We start from the raw sequence: 22,323 nt of genomic DNA, 5'->3' as shown, positions 1-22,323 counted from the left end.
AAGGGCTTGTTATACCCGTTATAACCTTTTTTCATGGCAACAATGCGTAAGCTGGAAGCTCGCTGACTTAAGGAGCATTTCGGATGACTTTATCGCCTCGTCACTGGCTTTTTCCCCTATTTCCTCTCACGGTGGCTTTGCTGGCCAACGGCTGTAGCTCAACGCCCCATCCCGTCGCCATGGCCATTAACCAAGATATGGTGTTGGTCGAAGGCGGCACTTTTGAGATGGGTTCTGAACATCCCAGTGCAAAGAACTCTGAAACCCCTGCGCATCCAGTGACAGTGGATAGTTTTTACCTTGCCAAATTCGAAGTCACTCAAGCGCTATTTGAATCGGTGATGGGTTCTTCACTGAGCTATTTCCCAAATCCAAACGTTCCCGTCAACAACTTAAGTTGGCAGCAAGCGAACTACTTTATTGAACGCTTGAACACCCTGACAGGCGAGCACTACCGCTTACCGACGGAAGCTGAATGGGAGTTCGCCGCTCGCGGTGGCGTGCATAGTCAAGGGTTCACGTACGCAGGCTCAAACAACATTGATGAGGTGGCTTGGTATGCGAGTAATGCCAATAACCAAGCTCATCCGGTGGGATTAAAGCAACCCAATGAGCTCGGACTCTATGACATGACGGGCAACGTGGGGGAATTTGTCATCGATGCTTTTGACGCGGGTTACTACAAATACGCCCCAAGCCACAACCCAAGTAATGCCAAAGAAGAAACGGCGGGCTTGGCGCATAAATCCGTTCGCGGCGGCAGCCTCTCTTACGCCGCAGACGAATCGGAAAACTTCCGACGTGATTTCGCCAGTCAATCGATACGCATGGCCGATATGGGCCTAAGACTGGCAAAAGACATTGATTGATCGACAACATCAAAGAGGACGACAATGAAAGCAGTTTGGCTCACTGGCGCATCGCTACTTTGCGCTTTCACCCCCAATGCAATCGCGGCAGCAACCGAAAAGCCAGCCTTAGTATTGCAAATTACCGTTGATGGATTGCGTGGCGATTTACTCGACCGATACAAGCATAACTTCGCGGAAAAAGGCTTTCGCTATTTGATGGATGAAGGGGTCTATTACACCAATGCGCACTATCAGCACGGCAATACCGAAACCATCGTCGGTCATGTGTCGCTAGCAACTGGCGCGCCGCCGTCGGTTCACGGTATGGTTGGCAATGTATGGTACGACAGACAGAAAGAGCGCCTTGTTTACAATGTCGAAGATGAAAACTACGCCATGCTCAATAGCCATGCTGGTGTCAACAAAGCGACCGAAATCGACCCAACTCAAAAAACCGCGCTGAAAGATGGCCGCTCACCACAACCCATTTTGACGACGACGTTTAGTGATGAACTGGCGCTCTCTTCCAACGGCAAAGCTAAGGTGTTTTCGGTCTCCGTCAAAGACAGAGGCGCAATTTCATTGGGTGGCCATGCTGGCAAAGCGTTTTGGTTTTCCAAAGCAACCTCAGAATTTGTCACCAGCAACTATTATTATGACCAGACACCACAATGGGTGACTCACTGGAATGCCGAGAAAATTCCCGCACAATACTCAGGTCAAAAATGGTCACTCACTCTGCCGCAAGAACGCTACACACTCCAAGAGATCAGCCAAGAACATAAGGTGGACCTTGCTGGTTTTGCCCGCACTTTCCCCCACCCTTATGGCCCAGCCAGCTTTAAGTATTTTTCCACCATGCTGACCTTGAGCCCGGCGGGTGATGAGATCACGGCCAACTTCGCACAACGAGTGTTGGAGAAAGAGCAATTAGGTAAGGGCGACACCACCGATTATCTTGCGGTGAGTTTTTCGTCAAACGATTATGTGATTCACATGTACGGTCCTAACAGTCTGGAAACCGAAGATAACTTGATCCGGCTTGATCGCACCTTAGCGAAGTTGTTTGACGCAGTGGATAAGCAGGTAGGATTGGACAATACGCTGATTGTTCTCTCCGCTGACCATGGCGTGCCCGAAGCATCACCGAATGCTCGTCAAATTGGCTTGCGCCAAGCGCAGTATTTCGACCAAAAGACACTGTTCTCAACCCAAATAGAGCAGCGTTTAAAGCAAGAATTTGGTTTAAGTAAAGACGCCATTCGCCTCTACGCGCAGCCTTACATCTACCTTAACCATGAGGTGATTGCCAAGAGCAAGGCAAGTTTAGCGGATGTGCAAGCGCTGATCGCCGAAGAAGTCTCGAAGGTGGAAGGGGTTGCTTACGCCATCACCAGCAGCGACATCGAAAACAATCGAGTCGTGGATAGCCGCATAACGAAGTTGATCAAAAACAACTATCACCCACAACGCTCGGGCGATATCTATTTGGTGTTTGGTGCTCGTAGCTACATCAATGATATGGACGGCTTAACCATTGCATCGACGCACGGTTCGCCATGGCGTTATGACACGCATGTGCCAGTGATTTTTGCCGGCTATGATGTGAAAGCGCAGCGCGTTTCTCGAGCGATCACTCCGTATGACGTTGCGCCAACCTTATCCAATAAGCTTGGTATTACCCAGCCCAGTGGGGCGACTGGTCAGGTGCTCAGTGAGGTAGTGAGAGAGGTGGTGAGATAGGTGGCAACGCCTTAAGCGCGCCATGCAAACCGGCACAAAAAAACGGCAGGGATGGTATCATCACTGCCGTTTTTCTATTTGCTATCGTTTCAACACCTTAACTGCCGCTTTGAGTTGATTTCGCAGCCATTGATGCGCACTTTCGCTGCTGCGGCTTGGATGCCAAATCGCACATAAATCGTAAACATCGTGATCAAAAGGCAAAGACACCGCTTTGATGTTGTAGGTCCCGGCAAAGGCATTAATGGTCGACTCTGGCAACATACCAATGTACTCACTGCCGTGGATAACGGGTAACATTTCCAATGCCCCGGACGCACGATAGACAATTTTTCGTTGCGCTAAATCGGCAATATCTTCTGCACTCATTAAGCTTTTGCGCGCGTGCCAGCGTGAAACCACCACATGCTCTTCTGCCAAAAACTGCGCGACGGAACACGCGTCAGCAATACGTGGATGATCCGCACAACAGACCACCATTAATCGCTCGGAAAAAATGGGCTCCACTTTTAGGGGCGTCCACCCTCTTGGCGCCATGTCGATGATCAAATCGTAACGCTGCAATCGCAAGTCACTTTCGTAATCTTCCGTAAACAGGGGGTGCACTTCCAAGGAGATGTTGGGTGCGTGCTGACGAATTTGCTTCAAAAGCTGTGGCATCAACTCGTAACTGGCGACCGAAACACAAGCAATCGAAAAAATCCGATTGGACACTTTGGCTTCAAATTCACTGGATGCGGATAAGGTCGAGGTGAAGTTTTTAAATGCTGTCAGCATTGCTGGATAAATGTCCACGGCGAAACTGGTGGGCTCTACGCCAGATGGGCTGCGGTGAAACAACGGCTCATCGTAAATATCACGCAAACGTGCCAGCGCTTTGCTCACCGCAGGCTGGCTAATATCCAAACGCGCCGCCGCTTTCGAGAGATTCTGCTCTTCAAAAATCGCAACAAAAATAGGGATGAGATTCAAATCGGTATTTTTCATGGCAAACCGGGAACACAAACGAATGGCCCAATTTTACCCAACCCCACGCCATGGCACGATGAGCGTGCTGTAAAAGTTAGTGACAGAACGCATTTTAGCGAGATTTAACCCGTCATTGACCCAAACTGAGCCCATCTCCGCTAGGGTCCACTCGACAAGGCCGTGCAGTTGAAAGCGATTCTTAAAAACAGTCGTTACAAGCGCTAACGTAGAGCGACGATTCTTATTCTATTGCTATGATTTCTGCCCATTCTTTTTCGCTTGATTATTTTTCGCCTGCTGCTGGCGGTGCAAATTAGGCAATGCCTTGGGCAAAGAAATACGCCAGTAACCTCGTGACTTTGCTTGTACGCCTTGCCAAAGCTGCTTCATCAGAGAAACGTCTTCTACACCTTGATGAAACTGCGCCGTGCTCTGTTGCCAAGGTGTTGAATTATGCGCTTTAGCGATCTGCAATTCGCCATCATTGACTCGTAACTGCTTGTACAACAACGCCCGAACAGCCGGCCAACGCTTGGCTTTAAGCAAACGGCGAAACACCAACCATGTCGGCAATGGCCGCGAACGATAATGGCGTTTCACCATGACGATCACCGCCATAAAGCTAAACAGGAATAATCCGCCTGCGACAAGCCACTTTGAGTAGGCACGGATAAACGACTGAAACGTATGTTTCGCATGAAAGGTGTTGCCTTCAATCACCACAGTCTCCAGCGTCTGGCTATCACTGTTCCACCACTGAAATTGGCGATCAGGTAAGTTCAAATCCCCACCTTGCTGAATCACATACACCGTTTCTTCTGTGCGACTCGAACGATAGTCACCCCTTATTTGGGTATCCTCAAGACGATTGGGTTGAGGATACGCTTGATAGCGAGGCGTGGATTCGTTGCTGAGAAGTTTGGGGAGCAACACAGAAAGGCTATCTTTGGCGCGAATGGTGATGGTTCTGGTTATGGCATCCCCGACTTTCAACGGTTCCGAGGAGATTTGCCATTGCTGCTCTACCTCAACGTCACTGGCACTAAACCAAGCCGATTGTGGCTGTATCAATCCCGAAGGCATAGAAGCGTCAAACGAAATCGGCGCAGTGTAGAGCGTCCCCGAGACGTTTTCTCCATTGGGCGCAGAGACTTGCACGCTCACTGCTATGGGGGGAACGACAAAGCGCCCCGACGCCTGCGGGTAAAGCGTGATTTCCCAGCGCTGACGCGACCACGTATGGCCGTCCTTACGCTCGGTATAGTTGGTTGCCAACGGATTACGTTGCTTAGCGATGACGTTCGGGATTTCAACGTGACCAATGCGAGTGCCCGCGGTAAACCAGCGTGGTGTCGCGACTTCGATAGTCAAAATCACCTGCTCATTAACGCTGAACACGGGAAGCGTTTTCGTCTCCTGCGCCTTCGGCGGCTGGCCAACCCAAGCCAAAAGCTCAACATGGTTGCTGCGCTGCAAATCCTCAATATCCTGCGCGCACGTTGTCGCACTCAGCACTAGGCTAGAAAGGGTGAGAAACATCGCCATTAGCCACTTATGTGGAAACGGAGTAGCAAATTTGGCGTACATCATCATTGCTTTTGCTCCTGTTGTTCGAGCGTTGTGTCACTTGTTTTAGCCCCTTGATGCAATTGAATTTGGAACTTAGCCGCTAGAAAGTATTTGGGGTCAGCTTCCACACGTTTTAACCATTTGTCTGCTAATGCATCACTTCCCAAGATCTCGTTTGCATTTAACGTTTCTTTAAGCATCATTTCGGCAACGGTTTGCTCGTCTACGCCGTCAGCTGTTTGGGGATTATCCCCCAACTCGATCGACTCTTCTGGGCCATCCGTTGAACCTGCTTGGCTTGCACTGGTGCGATTGATTTCTTCAACAATGCCACCAATCACGCGAAGATTGTGTTCCACGTCAGCTCTTAACTTGCGGCTCAAGGTTTCTTTATCCGCAAGTGACTGTAACAAGTTACGCGCGGCCAAGTATTCTCGCTGGCGAGCCAGCGCGCTGGCTGCATAGTAAAGTCCGAGGTCTTTGGCTTCATCTGACGGATTGTTTTGCATGGTTAAAAACGCGCTGTGTGCTAAGGCGTATTCTCCTGCGTAGTAATAGGCCGTGCCTTTGCGTAATGGGTCATTGAAATGTTTGGCGGCTTGCAAGTATTGCCCTTGGTTCCACCATCGTTGACCTTGCTGATCAGGAGTGAGCCAGAGATCCCACCACCACTGCTCCGTCTTATCCCACATCGTCTTCATGTGTGGCTGAGCTGTTTTTTCCACACTGAGCGAAACGGTTTCTGCCATGGCATTAGGCGTTGCAAGTAGCGACGTAGACACCATAGCCACCAAGCACCATTGCACTAACCAACCTTTACGAAACCAGAGCATCATAATGATGGCGATGGGTAACAACAGCGGATAACCCATATCTTGCCACGGCATCGACGAGTCACCATTGAGCTGCATATTCCGTTCAACGTATCGGTTGAGGGTTTCAATATCACGATTATCGACACTGGTTTGCACTAAACGCCCCCCCGTCGCGTTAGCCAATTTGTTCAGTGAACCTAAATCCAATGGATTGTCGGACACAACATTTGAATTGCCCGCCGCCAAGATCAGTAATTGATACGGTTTTTCTGCAAAATACGCTTTGTACGCGTCGATGGTGGCCGGATTTACCCCATCACTCACTAACAGTACGCTAGAGCCAGCTTGCCCTTGCAGTTGTTGATCAATCAGAGGCAATGCTTTTTCCGCAAGCTTACCTTCTATGGGCATAATCTCGGGGGTGATTGCCGCTAGAAACGGGTCAAAGACTTTACTGTCTTGCGTTACGGGCATTGCAACATGCGCAGAGCCAGCAAACACCACTAACCCCGTGCTGCCTCCTTTTCTTGCGACTAACAAATCGCGAATTTTCTGTTTTGAGCGTACTAAGCGACTGGGGGGAAGATCATTTTGTAGCATCGAGTCGCTGTTATCCAATATCACCAGCAGGGTGCCTTTGTCCTCACCAAATGGTGAGGCTTGGCGCTGCCAAGTAGGGCCTGCACAAATAATAATGGCTAAGGTGACATTGACCACCAATAACTTGAGTGGCAGCTGCTTGCGCCAGCCGTGTTCACCTATCGTTAACACTTGGCGTAAATGCGTTGGCAAAATGGCTTTCCAACTCGGAACACTCTCCTCCCGCCACCTCATCCATAACAGTAGTAACATCGGCACAAACGCCAATAACCATTCCGGTCGCAGGAAGTGAAACTGAGAGAAAAACGGCGTCACTGTCATGCCGAATAAAGAGGTATCAAGCATGGTGTTCCCCCTGTTCATTTTCCACCGTTGTTGCTTTGACCTTCGCGTTGCCTATCCGTCGCTTCAACGTCACCACACTAAACGCAACAAGATAGAGGCCCACCACGATACCCATTAATCCATGATGCAAGCTCTGCTTAGGGCGATAGGTGATGCTTTGGTACAACTGCGGCTCGAGTTTACCGATATCATCGTATGCGCTAGCCAACTCGTCGCGGTTCAAAGCTTGAAATGCTTTGCCGCCAGATTCACTGGCAATGCGTTCGATCGTTTGCAGGTCGAGTGCACTTTCCCCGACCGTACTGGGATCGCCCATCGCAATCACATGAATTCTGACCCCTTTTGCTTTAGCCACCTTGGCCGCGTCTATCGGTTCAACAAAGCTTCCGGTGTCATTGCCATCCGTGAGCACGATCGCCACTTTTTGCCGGGGCTTTGAAGACGCCGCTTGGCTTGGTTCACTTTGCTCAAACACCTTGATGGCCAAACCAATGGCATCGCCCAAATGCGTACTCTGCCCTGCCATTGCAACATCGGTTTGGTTGAGCAGCGCTAACCATACTTTTTGATCCGCGGTGAACGGCGTTTGCACAAAGGCAGCATCTCCAAACAAAATCAGACCAAGACGATCCCCCTGTCTGGTTTTAGCAAAATCCGCCAGTACCTCTTTGGTGGCATCAAGACGAGAAATTTTTGCACCCGACGCACTGGTAAAATCCTGCTCAGCCATAGAGCCAGAAAGATCAACCACCACCATGACATCGCGGCCCAAACTTTCGCGTATTTGCGGCGCGCCCAAAATGGTCGGTTTGGCAAGCGCACTGACCACCAGTAACCAAGACAAGACTAAGGTGGCACGTTGCCAACCGCTGGGTGTTAACTGGCTGGCGCCTTCTGAGGGCGTTTCCCCCATGGCTTCCACCAGCTGATGAAAGAATGGCACCTTAATGGCGGTTTGTTTGGTGCGGTACGCTGGCACAAAGTAATAAACCACCAATGGCAGCGGTAACGCCAGAAACCACAGCGGAGAGTCAAACTCGAGATGAAGAAAACTCAACATTGACGATAGATAATCAACCATGACGCCGCCCTTTTAACCATTGCCATGGAGACAACGCACTGCGTTGTTCAACACTGGACGCCTTCTCTTGATGAGATTTGACCCAAAGTGCCGCACGCTCTTTCAGTGTTGCTCGCGCTGATTCATTCAAAGGCACATTCGGGTTCACGGTGCTTTGCACCCACTGTATTGCTAACTCATCGTCAAAGAGGGGTTGTGTTGGCATAAGCTGATTCAGCGCAGCCAAAAACGCATCGCCAAACAAGCGGGCATAGCGGCTGTCATGGTAGATCAATACCTGTTTTACAATCGAAAACAGTTCGCTCGTCATGGCAGGATCTTTTGGATCTAACGGCACGATTGCCTGCAAAGCTTCCGCGCGATATCGGTTATCCCAACGAAAACGGGCGTATCGATAACCAATGTAGAGCAGCACCACGCCACCAATGATGGCCAACACTTTCCAACCCACCGTTTGTGGCAACCAACTGACACGCTCGGGCACCGCCACATCGTGCAGTTCACGCAGAATATAGGTACTTGGTGGTGTGTGTTGAATCGTCATCTATCGCCCTCCTACCCATTTTTGGAAGTGCGCAATGTGCTCGCCTCTGGTGTCCAGTTCGATGTGGGGCAAGTTTTTCATCGCCATGAGTTGTGCGAGCGACTGGCGCTGCTGTTGTGACTTTTCCGCCAAGCTGACACTGGCTGTGTCGATTTTGGCTTTGCTATCCATATTCAGTTGATAGCGTCCATCACCAATCACCCAGTTAATGCGAGCAAGCTCTGGTGGCAGGGATTGTTCAAGTGGATCCCCCACCATCACAACGAGAATATCGTTGTGCTGCTGGAGTTGCTTTAAATGGTCAAGATGATGAGTTTCACAGTCACGCCAATCACTGATAAAAATGAGGGTCGAATGCCTTGGCTTGACGCGTTTGATCAGTTCAAGCCAATGACCAAATGAGACCGAGGTGGAGTCCGTGGACTCGACGTTGAGGCTCTGATTTATCTGCGCTAAACGCTTTAGCTGCGCTAACAAATCATTTTGCGCGCGCTTCACTTTGCTGAAGTACAACTCTTGATGCGATGCAATGACAAAGCCGACACGATCACCATCTTTCAATGCTCGCCAAGCGCACATAGCGGCAATTTCCGCTGCCACCACCGATTTCATTATCTCGGTCGAGGCAAAGAACATTCCGCTACGCTGATCGACGCACACCAACACATTGCGATCTTTTTCTTCCGTATAACGACGCACGTGGGGCTTTCCGGTACGCAACGTGACTTTCCAGTCGAGATTACGGATGTCGTCACCAAGCTGATAATGGCGCAACTCTTCAAAGTTTAAACCTCGTCCCCGAAACAAGGAGCGGTGCCGCCCAGAGAGCACGCTGCCAGCCCTAAGATGCGGCAGCAAGCTAAAGCCGTCGGCTTGTGCTTGCAAACGGACAAGCCTTGCGTAATCACAGTAGACTCGAGGGTCGAGTCCTTGAGGCTGAGGGGCGATCGTTGGCTTGACCATACTTGGTTCCCCCTATCCGATTTCGACGCAATCAAGCAGCGCTTGCACCACCGCTTGATGATCAACACCATCGGCAATCGCATCATAGGACAGTGAAAAACGATGCCCTAGCACGCATGGCACCATTGCACGCACGTCATCAGGCGTGACGTGGTCACGTCCTTGCAACCAAGCGTAGGCACGAGCGCACTTATCCAGCGCGATTGACGCGCGAGGGCTCGCCCCCACTTCAATCCACTTTGATAAGGCAGAATCGGCATAGCGCTCTGGTTTACGCGTCGCCATTACAAGTGCCACGATGTAGTTTTCGACCAATTCAGACACCGCGATGGTTGGCAATTGTCGACGGGCTTCTAACACTGTATCGGGGTCAATCGGTTGCATCACTTGATCACCACCGACTTCTTTCTCTCCCATCTCTTCGCTGCGAACTAAACGAATAATGTCTCGCTCAGCCTCATCTTCTGGGTAGTCCACCGTGACTTTCATCATGAAGCGGTCCATTTGCGCTTCTGGGAGAGGATACGTCCCTTCTTGCTCAACGGGGTTTTGCGTGGCAAGCACCATAAAGAGCTCTGGCAGTTGGTGCGTTCTGTCCCCTACCGTTATCGTGCCCTCTGCCATCGCCTCCAGCAGTGCTGCTTGGACTTTCGCCGGTGCTCGGTTCACTTCATCGGCCAGTACAATGCTGTTGAAAATTGGCCCCGCTTGAAAATGGAGCTGAGGCTTACCCTCGCGCTCTTGGTACACTTCTGTGCCCGTCACATCGGAAGGCAGCAAATCTGGCGTAAATTGGATGCGGCCAAAGCTGGTGTTAAGCCGCTTCGCCAGCGATTTCACCGATCGCGTTTTGGCGGTGCCGGGCAATCCTTCAAGCAACACATGGCCGTTAGTCAGTAATCCAATCACCAACGCCTCAACCACATGCCTTTGGCCAATGACGCTTTTTTCCGTTTGTTGAATGAGTAGATTGATGGCTTTCTGTGCGTGATTCATCGGCGTTTTCCGGTTTTGTAAACGAAAGGAAGAGATTGAAATCAGTATAAAAACAATTTGAATAACTAAAGGTTATAACGTCTATATGCCCCTTGCGGCGCGCTGCTATTCACGCCGATCATGAGGGGCTTTGAGGATTTGAGTAATGCCAACCAACATTGGCAATGCATAATCAAAAAAGGCTTTGATGCCCGGACACAGGTAGTTCAATCCAACTTCACCGTCAGGGGATTTGATCAAGCGATTCTTAGGACATTCACCCCAACAATATTGAAGATAAGGGCATTGCAGACAATAGCTCGGCAGCGACTCTCTTTTGGCCATACCAAAGGTGTACTGACGCGTTGACATGGCCAGCTCACTCAAATCATGCTGCTGAATATTGGCCAGTTGGTATTCGGGATACACATAGTGATCGCAACTGAACACGTCACCATTGTGTTCTATCGCCAAGCCTTTGCCGCAGAACTCTGATGTCACGCAAAGTTGCGAAGGCAATCCCATCACTTGCGCAACAGCGGTTTCAAATAGATTAACGAGGACACGTCCTAAATCGTTATTCACCCACTCTTCAAAGGTCGCAATAAGAAATTCTCCCCACTGCTGCGGGTCCACGGACCAATCTGTGACCACAGACATAGGATGCCCAGGCTTGGCCAGTTCACTGCCCACGACAGGGATCATCTGTTCATTCCAAAATTGCGGCGCTGTGGTTTGAAAACCATTGGCTTCGACAACAGGTGTAAATTGGAGATACGTGGCACCCAACTCTTGGGTAAGAAAACGATAGACCTCGCGTGGGTACTGAGCATTGTGGCGATTCACCGCGACCAAAGCGTTAAACTTCACCCCGTATTTTTTGAGCGTTTCAACCGATTTCATCACCAAATCAAAGGTGGGTTTTCCGCTTCGTGTTCGGCGGTATTTGTCATGAATTTCGCGCGGACCATCGATCGACAGCCCCACAAGAAATTGGTGTTCGGCTAGAAACTGACACCACTCATCATTGAGCAAAATGCCGTTTGTTTGCAGATCATTTTCTATGCGAACGCCAACTGGCTGATATTTTTTCTGCAGTTCAACCACTTTGCGAAAGTAGTCGAGACCGAGCAGTGTCGGCTCTCCACCTTGCCATGAAAACACGATTTCATCGCCATCCTGGCTGGCTATATAACTTTTGATAAACGTTTCAAGTAACTCCTCACTCATCTGAGGCTGTTTCTTTTGATGCAACAACGCTTCTTTATGAAGATAGAAACAATACTGGCAATCAATATTGCATTTGGCACCGCCGGGTTTCGCCATCACATGAAAACGACGTTGATAACTTTGATTGGCTTCAGGCTTCGCCGCGGTTTTCAAGGGCACAATAGGCATCGCAGTTGAATGACGAGGAGTGACTTTTTGCATCAGTATTTCTCTTTTCTGCTGTCTGAGTATGGGCAAGACGATAAATTAAGAAGAGATAGCCTCTCCTTTTCCAAAGAGGCTATCGGTTAGACAGGGTTATTTGGGTACAAATGAACCCGGCGCCATGCGAGGTGGGTACGCTTTGAATGTTCCCATGACTTCTTGAACTTTCTCAATGGCTGGCATCATGAGGAATGAGCGTTCATACATCCAAGTGTCATATCCCATACCTGTGTCTCCACGTTCGAACGGGTCGATACTCAAGTCGAATATCTTAGGTACACGCAGTTTGGTGAAAGGCTTCTGCCAAATCGCGAGACCAGTTTCATTCTCTTGGATCATGAAGTGGTATTTGTATTTGCCGTAGCGCAGTGCCAACAGATCCCCATCATCACTCCAATAAACGAACTCATTGCGTGCGGATTGGTCGGTTTTACCCGTAAGGTAAGGCAATTGGTTGTAACCATCCAAATGCACCTTGTAGCTGATATTGTCGACTTTTTTGCCTTTAAGTAGCTCTTCTTTGACCTTGCTGTTGCCTGCCGCTGCCACAAGTGTTGGGAAGAAGTCCTCAAGAGACATCATGCCATTGAAGGTTTCTCCAGCTTTGATTTGGCCCGGCCATTTGATGAGCGCAGGAACGCGGAAGCCACCTTCCCAACCGGTATTTTTTTCACTGCGGAATGGCGTCATGCCGGCATCCGGCCACAAGTTGATCATCGGCCCATTATCAGTGGTGTATACGATGATGGTGTTGTCATCGACACCCAGCTCTTTGATTTTATTCAGTAGGTGGCCAATTTGATCGTCATGCTGCTTGACCCCATCTGCGTAAAACCCCGCACCCGTTTTGCCTTGATACGCTTTTGGTACATGGGTGAAGTTATGCATACGTGTGGTATTGAACCAAGTAAAGAACGGTTTATCCGCTTTTACTTGTTTTTCGATAAACTGCTCTGCCGCTTCGAGGAATTCGTCATCCACCGTTTCCATACGCTTGCGCGTCAGTGGCCCTGTGTCTTCGATCTTTCCATCTGCGTAGGAGTGAATGACACCACGCGGGCCAAATTTTTTCTTGAACTCGGGATCTTTCGGGTAGTCGACATTTTCAGGCTCTTCTTCTGCATTTAAGTGGTACAAGTTGCCAAAGAACTCATCAAACCCGTGATTGGTTGGCAGATGTTCGTCGCGGTCACCTAAGTGGTTTTTACCAAACTGGCCTGTCGCATAACCGAGTTGTTTGAGCATAGTGGCGATGGTTGGATCTTTTTCTGAGATACCTTGCGGTGCGCCTGGCAGACCCACTTTAGATAACCCAGTGCGCTTAGGCATTTGACCGGTGATAAACGCAGAGCGACCTGCAGTCGAACTTTGCTGTGCATAAAAGTTAGTGAATTTGGCGCCTTCTTTGGCAATGCTGTCGATGTTTGGCGTGCTGTACGCAAGCATGCCACCGTTGTATGCGCTTAGGTTCCAATAACCGACATCGTCACCAAAGATAACCAAAATATTGGGTTGTTCGGCTGAATATGCGGCGGCAGAGGCTGTACCGACCGCGAGAGCACAAGCATTCAACACGAATGTCTTGCTGAGATTTTTCTTACTGTTGGGCATAAAAACTCCATTACTCCGCTGGTTGTTGACACGTTTTGGACAAAACAAAGATTTAATTAATATAAATATTGTTATTTTGCGGATAAATAGAGTTAAAATTCGCTTTAGCATAAATCTGATTTATGAGTAATACTATGGATCTCAACTTAATTCAGACCTTTTTGGTGGTCGCGGAATATCAGTCCTACACCAAAGCCGCCGATCATTTGGGCTTAACTCAACCGGCGGTGAGCGCTTCCATTAAACGCTTAGAAAAGGTGGTCAATAAACAGTTGTTCGTTAAGAAAGGACGCGGCATCGAGCCGACCGCTTCGGCTTATCAACTGATCCCTAAATTCCATCAAGCCATCAGTATCGTAGACAACGCAATTTCTGAGCGTTCCGCTTTCCAAGTCTGTTGCTCTGAAACTCTTTTGCATAGCCTAACGCCGATAGAACATACCGTGTTCCACGAATCTCCACCGGAAAAATATTTGCTGTTTGAACAAATCCGCCAGCAGAAAATGGATCTCATCATCGATACCGTCATCACCAAAGATTCCTCTTTCGTGATCGAGAACGCCTACCAAGAGCCCGCTGTCGTCATTTGCCGTCAGGGCCACCCTCGTATTCAAGGACAACTTAGCAAAGCCCAGTTTTACCAAGAGAGCCATTGTCTGTTTTCCGGTAAATGGAACAACACCACAGGGTTTGAGCAGCTCGCCAACGAGCCTATTGAAGAACGGATTGTGGAAATTGTGACGACGTCACTGTCGAGTATGGCACTCTATGTCGCCCAACGAGATTGCCTCGGCGTGGTCTCTCGTTCGTTTGCCTTAAAATGGAGTAAGGCACTGAAACTGCAAATTCTCGATTGTCCAATTGCTATTAGCCTGATTCCCTATAAGTTCATTTATCATAAGCGCGAGCTAAACAACCCTGCTCACCAGAGGTTGAGAGAGAAGATAAAAGCGCAACTCGAACAAGCACACGCCCATCCCATAGAGCTATAAACACAAGCGTCGAAATCACAGCCGCTTTCGACGCTCACTTAGGCTGACACAACCCGGTTGTAAAAACGTGATTGAGCGTTCATTTTTCATCATAGCGATCGGCACGGCATTCCACCGCTCTCCTTGTCGATGAAGGCGTCAAGCGCATCGCATAACCATTGGTTATATTGACTATAAAGCGACAATTTCCAGCCACATCATTAGCTTATTAGCCATCTTAATGCAGGAAAACCTCGTTTTTCTGCTTCCTCTACCCCTTATTGGAGTTTCTATGGCAAACCAAATAAGCAAACTGGCGATCGGTATTGGTGTTCTTGCAACCTCTGGTGCCGCTGCAGCTGCAGACAAGCCAAATATTCTGGCCATTTTTGGCGACGATGTTGGTTACTGGAACATCAGCGCCTATAACCAAGGCATGATGGGCTATCAAACGCCGAACATTGACCGCATCGCCAACGAAGGCGCACTGTTCACCGATCACTATGGTCAGCAATCTTGTACCGCTGGCCGTGCCTCTTTCATTACTGGCCAAGAGCCGTTTAGAACAGGGCTGTTAACCATCGGTATGCCCGGCTCAAAACACGGCATTCCTGATTGGGCACCCACCATTGCAGATTTGTTGAAAGAGCAAGGCTACATGACCGCGCAGTTCGGCAAAAACCATTTGGGCGATCAAGACCAACACCTGCCAACCAATCACGGGTTTGACGAGTTCTTTGGCAACCTATACCACCTCAATGCCGAAGAAGAGCCAGAGACTTACTACTATCCAAAAGATCCTGAGTTCCGCAAAAACTACGGCCCTCGTGGCGTGATCAAATCTTATGCTGACGGCAAAATTGAAGACACAGGCCCAATGACGCGTAAACGTATGGAGCACGCAGACGAAGAGTTCTTGGAGTCCTCGCTCGCCTTCATGGAAAAAGCGGTAAAAGCCGACAAACCGTTCTTCATTTGGCACAACACCACGCGCATGCATGTTTGGACGCGCCTTCAAGAGAAGTACCAAGGTAAATCGGGTGTGAGTATTTACGCAGATGGCATGTTGGAGCACGATGACCAAGTGGGCATCCTACTCGATAAGCTCGACGAACTGGGTGTTGCTGACAACACGATTGTTATCTATTCAACCGACAACGGTGCAGAAACCGTGACATGGCCTGATGGCGGCGCAACACCATTTTATGGCGAAAAAGGGACAACTTGGGAAGGCGGTATGCGTGTTCCTCAACTTGTCCGTTGGCCTGGTGTCATCAAGCCAGGAACCAAAATCAACGACATGATGGCCCACCAAGACTGGTTGCCAACCTTAATGGCAGCCGCAGGTGTACCGAATGTGAAAGAGAAACTCGCCAAAGGCTATAAAGCGAACGGTAAAGAGTGGCGTGTTCATATCGATGGCTATAACTTTAAGCCTTATTTCGAAGGCAAAGAGAAGAAAGCCCCGCGCGAATCGCTTCTTTACTTCACGGCTAACGGTGAACTGAACGCCATTCGTTGGAACGATTGGAAGCTAAACTTTGCGGTAATGGAAGGCGATATTTCAAACGCGATTCGCTTCTCTCCAAACTGGCCTCAAATCATCCACTTGCGTGCAGACCCATTTGAGAAAGCGCCACACGAATCGGGCATGTACCTACGTTGGATGGCAGACAACATGTGGTTGTTTGTACCCGTTCAAGACGTTATTGGGGATTTCTTCAAAACATTGCCTGATTACCCAATGCAACAAGGTGAAACGATGAACCCTGCGTCCATCAGCTATCAATCACTGGGTTTGCAAGGAAAGATGAAGCAACTTGAGCAACTGCAAAAAGAAGTGCAGAAAATCAAGTAACCTTATCTCCCCTCTCTATCAGCCGCTCCAACGTGAGCGGCTTTTTTTGTTGTATGGGCCGTTGTATGGGCAAAAAATGGTGCTAAACAAAAAAGGCCCAGTCACTCAAGTAACTGGGCCTATCAATCAGCAGTAAAGAGCTGTCATTACAGCAGTTCAACCGACTGCTGGGCAATCACAAATTCTTCATTGGTTGGGATAACCATCGCTACTGCGTTTAGTAATGCCGATGTTGCAATCACACCTGCGTTGCCAAAACGAGCATCTTCGTTACCTTTTTCATCTTCAACAAAACCAAGAAGTTTCAGATTCTTAAGGATCTCACGACGAATTGGTAGTGAGTTTTCGCCAATGCCGCCAGTGAAGATGATTCCGTCAAAAGAATCTAGCGCAGCTAGGTATGACGCAATGTATTTCGCGACACGGTAGGTGAACACTTGGAATGCCAGCGTCGCGCCTTCGTGGCCCTGTTCCATCGCTTCTAGAATGCCACGAGCGTCGCTAGTTAGGCCGGATACACCTAAGAAGCCAGAGGCTTTATTTAGCGAGTTGAACACTTTCTCTTGAGACCAACCTTTCTTAAGTAGGTATTCAATGATGCCAGGGTCTAGGTCGCCACAACGGGTACCCATCATGAGACCAGAAAGTGGCGTGAAGCCCATAGAGGTATCGACAGATTCACCATTGTTAATCGCACACACTGAAGCACCATTGCCAAGGTGTACAGAGATGAAGCTAGACTCTTCAATTGGCTTGTTCAGCATTTTCGCTGCTTCACGACTTACGAAGTAGTGGCTGGTGCCATGGAAACCGTAGCGACGAATGCCGAAATCCGTGTACAGCTCGTTCGCAATAGCGCCTGTAAACGCGCGCTTTGGCATAGTTTGGTGGAAAGCGGTATCAAACACAGCAAACTGAGGAAGTGCAGGAAAGGCTTCCATCGCCGCACGAATACCGATAGCACCCGCAGGGTTATGCAGTGGAGCAAGATCGGCAAGCTTCTCGATCTCTGCCGTCACTTCTTCATTAATACGTACTGTCGATGTGAACTTCTCACCACCGTGTACAATTCGGTGCCCTACAGCAACGATATCTTTCGTCAAACCTAATTCTTCAGTCAAACCAACCAGTTTGCCGATAGCGATTTTGTGGTGGTTATCTTCACCTTCAATGGCAATCTCAGTTTTTTCGCCAGAGTATTTCCAGCCCATGCGAGCATCTTCAAGACCGAAACACTCACCCAAGCCACTCAACACGGCTTCACCAGTGACAGAGTTAATAACTGCAAACTTGAGAGAAGAGCTACCCGAGTTGATAACCAATACGAACGAATTAGACATTAAGTTTATTTCCTGTTGTGGAGCGGAATATAAGGGACCGACGCCAAGGCGCGATGTTCATTCATTGTTGAAACCATTATTCAATAATTTTTGAATCTTTCAACTATCTTTTAGTTCAATTATTTAGGTCACGACTTTTTTGTTGATCTACCGCAATTTTTGATTTTATTTGAAGCGAAAAATTATATAACAGTCGTGCAAATGGCATCATATGTTATAAGCATTCATCGCCCTCAACTTATAGCAATGTTATTCACTTAATCCCATAATGGTTCGGTTCTTTGAAAATTTGAGCGAAAAAAAACCGGGTTATCACCCGGCTTTCTTTAAATCGTATTGGATTAGTCTTCGTTGCGACGTGGACGACCGTGACCACGTTCACCACGATGGTTACCACGGTGATCACCACCACGGTTGCGGTCAAAACGACGCTCACCGTCACGGTTACCACGGAAACCACCTTCGCGACCACCTTCACGGTTACCGCGGTAGCCACCTTCACGACCGCCTTCGCGATTGCCACGGTAGCCGCCTTCACGACGACCGCCTTCGCGGAAACCACCTTCACGGCGAGCACCATCACGACGACCACGGTTTTCGTTGAAATCGTTGAAATCACAAACAACGGCACCCACTTCTTTCTGACGAATACGCAGTTTACGAAGTTTGCTTGCAGCTTGTGTGCTCATCGCTTTTGGTAGCTGAACAAACGTGTGCTCTTGAGCCAGTTTGATTGCACCAATTGAACCTTTACCTAAGCCAAGTTCGTTTGCCAGTGCGCCTACGATGTCTTTCACTTGAACACCTTGCTCACGGCCAACTTGAAGTTGGTAAGTATCCCAATCTTGGTTGCTGTTAAAGCTTTCACGACGACCGCCATTGTCACGATTTTCACGACGCTCACGACGGTTTTGCTTATCGCGCTCAATCGCTTCGATCATTGGGTCTTCGCCAATGTAGAATAGCGGACGTTTGCCTTGCTGACGCTTCAATAGAATCGCCGCTAGAACGCTTGAGTCGATCTCTAGACGCTCTTCTAGTTTTTCGATCAGCTCTGCGAACTTATCAAGCGCTTTATGCTCGATGTCAGCTTGAAGCTCAGCGGCAAGTTTATCTAGACGCGCTGCTGCAACTTTGTCACGAAGTGGCAGTTGGATCTCTTCCATAGAAGACTTAGTAACACGCTCGATAGTACGAAGCATGCGAATTTGGTTAGTGCGAACAAGAAGGATCGCTTTACCTTGACGTCCTGCACGGCCAGTACGACCGATACGGTGGATGTATGACTCAACATCGAATGGGATGTCGTAGTTAAACACGTGAGTAATACGTGGCACATCTAGACCACGAGCAACAACGTCTGTCGCAACAAGAATATCGATAACACCTTGTTTGATGTGATCAACTGTGCGCTCACGTAGAGACTGAGGAATATCACCGTGTAGTGCTGCTGCTTTGAAGCCGCGTGCACATAGCCAATCCGCTAGACGCTCAGTGTCTTGACGAGTACGTACGAATACGATTGATGCATCTGTCTCTTCTGTTTCTAGAAGACGAGACATTGCTTCATCTTTTTCTACGCCTTTAACAACCCAGAATTGCTGTGCAACTTTATCTACAGTGTGGTTTTTACCTGCAACGTCGACAGTGACTGGATCACGCAAGAAGCGCTCAACAATGTTTTTCAGCATTGGAGGCATAGTTGCAGAGAACAGTACGCGTTGTGCAGATGATGGAGCGTGCTCCATGATTTCCGTTACATCGTCAACGAAACCCATGTTTAGCATTTCGTCTGCTTCATCAAGAACGAAAGTATGCACTTCACCTAAGTCTAGGCGTTCGCGGTTGATAAGGTCTTGAACACGGCCTGGAGTACCCACGATAACGTGAGCGCCATTCTTAAGAGCACGCATTTGATCAACGATAGATGCACCACCGTAGATCTCTAGCACTTTCAAACCACGGATGTTTTGACCAAGGTTTTTCATCTCTGCCGCAACCTGGATCGCTAGCTCACGAGTTGGAGCCAGTACGATTGCTTGAGGTTTACGCTGTGCGAGATCAAGTTTGTTGAGAAGAGGCAGAGAAAATGCTGCCGTTTTGCCCGTACCCGTTTGTGCTTTACCTAGCGCATCCACACCTTGTAATAGATGAGGAATCGCAGCTGCTTGAATCGGTGTTGGCGAAACAAAGCCCATACCATCAAGAGCGGAAAGGATAGCATCATTCAGCTCTAAATCGCTGAATTGAATTACAGAATCTTGCATTGGGATCCTACTGTATTAATTGTAAAAATGGGTCCCACAAGCTCTTCTCATTCGATACTGGTCCATTCAGATGCTGCTTTTTAATTCAAAGCAACACAGTACTAAAACGCTACAAGCCATTGGGGACGACTTAAGGGAGGCGGATTATTCCCTAAAAGCATAAAAAAAGCCAGAAAAAATTGAATTTCATCACAATTATTTCTTTGAATTCTCTTCACATACGCTTGCTACTCGCTCAGCCCCCGAAAAACAAGGCTTCAAGACGAATATTATTTGCACAATTTTTATCGAGACTGGGGGATTAAACCGGGTTTTGGTAGCAATAACGCGGCGCAATGATTATAGTGTGCCCAATTTCAAACATAAGTTTAGTAAAGATGTTTCAAGATAACCCACTTTTAGCCCAGCTTAAGCAACAAATTCAGGAAAATCTGCCAAAGAAAGAAGGCACGATTAAAGCAACCGAAAAAGGTTTTGGCTTTCTCGAAGTCGATAGCAAGACAAGTTTCTTTATTCCACCAGCCTACATGAAGAAATGTATGCACGGTGATAAGGTGATCGCCATTATCCGCACCGAAAACGAACGCGAAGTTGCCGAGCCACAAGAGCTTGTTGAGCAGATGCTAAATCGCTTCATCGGTCGTGTGAAAATGTTCAAAGGCAAATTGAATGTTGTTCCTGATCATCCGCAACTGAAGAAGATGTCTCTCAAAGCCAAAACGAAGAAAGGTCTTAACCCTCAAGAATTTGCTGAAGGCGACTGGGTTGTCGGCCATTTGATCCGTCACCCACTAAAAGATGACAACGGTTTCTTCGTGGAAATCAGCGAAAAAATTACCGATGCCGATGACAAGATCGCACCTTGGTGGGTAACGCTAGCGGAAAACGATCTGCCTAACTCTGAGCCTGCAGGTATCGACGATTGGCAAATTAAAGACGATGCGGATCTTGAACGTATCGACATGACACATATCCCTTTTGTGACCATCGATGGTGAGTCAACAAAAGACATGGACGATGCGCTTTACGCGAAGAAAAACGATGCTGGCGATTTTGAATTGACGATTGCCATTGCCGATCCAACCGCTTACATCACACCAGATGATGAAATGGACAAGGTTGCACGTGAGCGTGGCTTTACCATTTATCTTCCAGGACGCAATATCCCGATGTTGCCTCGTGACCTTGCTGATGAACTGTGTTCGCTAATCGAAGGTGAAATCCGCCCTGCCCTTTGCTGCACAGTGACCGTCAGTAAAGACGGCGTGATTGGCGATGATATCCAGTTCTTTGCGGCAAACATCAAGTCGCACGCCCGTTTGGCGTATGACAATGTCTCCGACTGGCTTGAAACAGGCAACTGTGAAAAATGGCAGCCAAGCGAAGAAATTGCTGCCATCGTGCGTGACCTGTATGAATTCTCGCAAGCTCGCGCTGAATGGCGAGAGAAGAATGCGGTAGTCTTCCCAGATCGTCCTGATTACCGTTTTGAGCTGAGTGAAGATAACGATGTCGTTGCGATTCACGCAGACATGCGCCGCAGCGCAAACCGCTTGGTTGAAGAGTCGATGATCACAGCCAACATTTGCGCGGGTAAAACGCTGCAAGCCCATTTCGGCACCGGCGTATTTAACTGCCATGCCGGCTTCAAACCAGAGAAGATTGCCGATGTTGTGGAGCTGGTTAACCCAGAAGGTACGTTGGAGTTCACGGCTGAGTCGATTGCCACTCGTGAAGGTTTTGCTGCACTACGCCGCTGGTTAAGCAAACAAGAAACGACTTATCTTGATAACCGCATTCGCAAATTCCAAACCTACAGTGAAGTGAGCAACCAGCCTTTACCGCACTATGCGATGGGCCTTGATATCTACGCAACTTGGACGTCTCCAATTCGTAAATATGGCGATATGATCAACCATCGTATGCTTAAGGCTCTAGTTCTAAACAAAGAGCCTGTGCAAAAACCGGATGATAGTGTCGGCGAAGAGCTTGCTCTACACCGCAAACATCACAAGATTGCAGAACGTAATGTTGCAGACTGGTTGTATGCACGCACTCTAGCAGACGCTCCAGCAAATCAAACGCTGTTTACCGGTGAAATCTTCGATATTAACCGTGCTGGTATGCGCATCCGTTTACTTGAAAATGGCGCTGCGGCATTCATCCCTGGTTCTCTTATTATTGATAATAAAGAAAGAATTGAGTGCAATGGTGACCTAGGTACTGTTTCTATCGATAAAGAAGTGGTATACAAACTGGGAGACGTTCTTGAAGTCGTGTTAGCTGACGTTAACCAGGAGAACAGAAGCCTGGTTGCGAAACCTACCCAAGTATTCGCTGAATTACCCGTGGTAGAAGAAACTCAGAATTAACATCTTAAAAAGCGT

16 protein-coding genes are annotated in these 22,323 nt (G+C 48.6%); 5 read left to right on the top strand and 11 right to left on the bottom strand.

The window, feature by feature from the left end:
• Positions 1-83 precede the first annotated feature (83 nt).
• Both PQQ36_RS01350 and PQQ36_RS01345 read left to right on the top strand, forming a co-directional pair.
• A complete protein-coding gene (locus tag PQQ36_RS01350; protein ID WP_238792464.1) occupies positions 84-869 on the top strand; it encodes a formylglycine-generating enzyme family protein in 786 nt (261 codons plus the stop codon).
• A gap of 24 nt (positions 870-893) precedes the next feature.
• Positions 894-2,594: an alkaline phosphatase family protein gene (locus PQQ36_RS01345; RefSeq protein ID WP_238792463.1), complete on the top strand. Its 1,701-nt coding sequence runs from the start codon at positions 894-896 to the stop codon at positions 2,592-2,594.
• A gap of 81 nt (positions 2,595-2,675) precedes the next feature.
• On the opposite strand, the gene PQQ36_RS01340 is transcribed toward PQQ36_RS01345, so the two are convergent.
• The 9 genes from PQQ36_RS01340 to PQQ36_RS01300 all read right to left on the bottom strand — a co-directional run bounded on the left by PQQ36_RS01340 (position 2,676) and on the right by PQQ36_RS01300 (position 13,500).
• The gene (locus PQQ36_RS01340) at positions 2,676-3,581 is read right to left on the bottom strand and encodes a LysR family transcriptional regulator (RefSeq protein ID WP_015727837.1); all 906 of its coding nucleotides are present in this window, start codon (positions 3,579-3,581) and stop codon (positions 2,676-2,678) included.
• 234 nt (positions 3,582-3,815) lie between these two features.
• The gene (locus PQQ36_RS01335) at positions 3,816-5,156 is read right to left on the bottom strand and encodes a BatD family protein (protein WP_206624962.1); all 1,341 of its coding nucleotides are present in this window, start codon (positions 5,154-5,156) and stop codon (positions 3,816-3,818) included.
• Positions 5,153-6,910, bottom strand: coding sequence for a vWA domain-containing protein (locus PQQ36_RS01330; RefSeq protein WP_411115534.1), 1,758 nt, complete (start codon positions 6,908-6,910; stop codon positions 5,153-5,155). The genes PQQ36_RS01335 and PQQ36_RS01330 overlap by 4 nt, the downstream gene beginning before the upstream one ends.
• The gene (locus PQQ36_RS01325; RefSeq protein WP_273660252.1) at positions 6,885-7,973 is read right to left on the bottom strand and encodes a vWA domain-containing protein; all 1,089 of its coding nucleotides are present in this window, start codon (positions 7,971-7,973) and stop codon (positions 6,885-6,887) included. The genes PQQ36_RS01330 and PQQ36_RS01325 overlap by 26 nt, the downstream gene beginning before the upstream one ends.
• On the bottom strand, positions 7,966-8,517 hold the full coding sequence (locus PQQ36_RS01320) for a DUF4381 domain-containing protein (RefSeq protein WP_225449137.1): 552 nt from the start codon (positions 8,515-8,517) through the stop codon (positions 7,966-7,968). The genes PQQ36_RS01325 and PQQ36_RS01320 overlap by 8 nt, the downstream gene beginning before the upstream one ends.
• Positions 8,518-9,480 (bottom strand): DUF58 domain-containing protein, encoded by a 963-nt coding sequence (locus PQQ36_RS01315; RefSeq protein ID WP_225470238.1) that lies wholly within the window; start codon positions 9,478-9,480, stop codon positions 8,518-8,520.
• Between the two features lie 12 nt (positions 9,481-9,492).
• A complete protein-coding gene (locus PQQ36_RS01310; protein WP_072616167.1) occupies positions 9,493-10,476 on the bottom strand; it encodes an AAA family ATPase in 984 nt (327 codons plus the stop codon).
• A gap of 105 nt (positions 10,477-10,581) precedes the next feature.
• Positions 10,582-11,886: an anaerobic sulfatase maturase gene (locus PQQ36_RS01305; protein ID WP_015727831.1), complete on the bottom strand. Its 1,305-nt coding sequence runs from the start codon at positions 11,884-11,886 to the stop codon at positions 10,582-10,584.
• A 96-nt stretch (positions 11,887-11,982) separates the two neighbouring features.
• Complete coding sequence (locus PQQ36_RS01300) at positions 11,983-13,500, bottom strand: arylsulfatase (RefSeq protein ID WP_072616168.1); 1,518 nt, start codon at positions 13,498-13,500, stop codon at positions 11,983-11,985.
• Positions 13,501-13,622: 122 nt separating this feature from the next.
• Here PQQ36_RS01300 and PQQ36_RS01295 point away from each other — a divergent pair, with 122 nt between their 5' ends.
• Entirely contained in the window at positions 13,623-14,492 is an 870-nt protein-coding gene (locus PQQ36_RS01295; protein ID WP_011081132.1) for a LysR family transcriptional regulator, read from the top strand.
• A gap of 271 nt (positions 14,493-14,763) precedes the next feature.
• Positions 14,764-16,329, top strand: coding sequence for an arylsulfatase (locus tag PQQ36_RS01290; RefSeq protein WP_015727828.1), 1,566 nt, complete (start codon positions 14,764-14,766; stop codon positions 16,327-16,329).
• 146 nt (positions 16,330-16,475) lie between these two features.
• Here the strand turns inward: PQQ36_RS01290 and PQQ36_RS01285 are convergent, their stop codons facing one another.
• On the bottom strand, positions 16,476-17,669 hold the full coding sequence (locus PQQ36_RS01285; RefSeq protein WP_011081130.1) for an acetate/propionate family kinase: 1,194 nt from the start codon (positions 17,667-17,669) through the stop codon (positions 16,476-16,478).
• 341 nt (positions 17,670-18,010) lie between these two features.
• Complete coding sequence (locus tag PQQ36_RS01280) at positions 18,011-19,936, bottom strand: DEAD/DEAH box helicase (protein WP_011081129.1); 1,926 nt, start codon at positions 19,934-19,936, stop codon at positions 18,011-18,013.
• Between the two features lie 377 nt (positions 19,937-20,313).
• On the opposite strand from PQQ36_RS01280, the gene rnb reads away from it, so the two are divergent.
• Positions 20,314-22,308 (top strand): exoribonuclease II, encoded by a 1,995-nt coding sequence (rnb, locus tag PQQ36_RS01275; RefSeq protein WP_072616170.1) that lies wholly within the window; start codon positions 20,314-20,316, stop codon positions 22,306-22,308.
• Positions 22,309-22,323 lie beyond the last annotated feature (15 nt).

Origin of the sequence: Vibrio sp. CCUG 15886, assembly GCF_028570825.1 — a bacterium.
Taxonomy (GTDB): domain Bacteria; phylum Pseudomonadota; class Gammaproteobacteria; order Enterobacterales; family Vibrionaceae; genus Vibrio; species Vibrio vulnificus_B.
The sequence above is the reverse complement of the archived record's forward strand: the minus strand, read 5'-3'. Positions and strand labels throughout refer to the sequence as shown.

Excerpts from the sequence above, each read along its gene's own strand:
- PQQ36_RS01350 (WP_238792464.1), top strand. The coding sequence starts at position 84 with ATGACTTTATCGCCTCGTCACTGGCTTTTTCCCCTATTTCCTCTCACG.
- PQQ36_RS01345 (WP_238792463.1), top strand. The coding sequence starts at position 894 with ATGAAAGCAGTTTGGCTCACTGGCGCATCGCTACTTTGCGCTTTCACC.
- PQQ36_RS01340 (WP_015727837.1), bottom strand. The coding sequence starts at position 3,581 with ATGAAAAATACCGATTTGAATCTCATCCCTATTTTTGTTGCGATTTTT.
- PQQ36_RS01335 (WP_206624962.1), bottom strand. The coding sequence starts at position 5,156 with ATGATGATGTACGCCAAATTTGCTACTCCGTTTCCACATAAGTGGCTA.
- PQQ36_RS01330 (WP_411115534.1), bottom strand. The coding sequence starts at position 6,910 with ATGAACAGGGGGAACACCATGCTTGATACCTCTTTATTCGGCATGACA.
- PQQ36_RS01325 (WP_273660252.1), bottom strand. The coding sequence starts at position 7,973 with ATGGTTGATTATCTATCGTCAATGTTGAGTTTTCTTCATCTCGAGTTT.
- PQQ36_RS01320 (WP_225449137.1), bottom strand. The coding sequence starts at position 8,517 with ATGACGATTCAACACACACCACCAAGTACCTATATTCTGCGTGAACTG.
- PQQ36_RS01315 (WP_225470238.1), bottom strand. The coding sequence starts at position 9,480 with ATGGTCAAGCCAACGATCGCCCCTCAGCCTCAAGGACTCGACCCTCGA.
- PQQ36_RS01310 (WP_072616167.1), bottom strand. The coding sequence starts at position 10,476 with ATGAATCACGCACAGAAAGCCATCAATCTACTCATTCAACAAACGGAA.
- PQQ36_RS01305 (WP_015727831.1), bottom strand. The coding sequence starts at position 11,886 with ATGCAAAAAGTCACTCCTCGTCATTCAACTGCGATGCCTATTGTGCCC.
- PQQ36_RS01300 (WP_072616168.1), bottom strand. The coding sequence starts at position 13,500 with ATGCCCAACAGTAAGAAAAATCTCAGCAAGACATTCGTGTTGAATGCT.
- PQQ36_RS01295 (WP_011081132.1), top strand. The coding sequence starts at position 13,623 with ATGAGTAATACTATGGATCTCAACTTAATTCAGACCTTTTTGGTGGTC.
- PQQ36_RS01290 (WP_015727828.1), top strand. The coding sequence starts at position 14,764 with ATGGCAAACCAAATAAGCAAACTGGCGATCGGTATTGGTGTTCTTGCA.
- PQQ36_RS01285 (WP_011081130.1), bottom strand. The coding sequence starts at position 17,669 with ATGTCTAATTCGTTCGTATTGGTTATCAACTCGGGTAGCTCTTCTCTC.
- PQQ36_RS01280 (WP_011081129.1), bottom strand. The coding sequence starts at position 19,936 with ATGCAAGATTCTGTAATTCAATTCAGCGATTTAGAGCTGAATGATGCT.
- rnb (WP_072616170.1), top strand. The coding sequence starts at position 20,314 with ATGTTTCAAGATAACCCACTTTTAGCCCAGCTTAAGCAACAAATTCAG.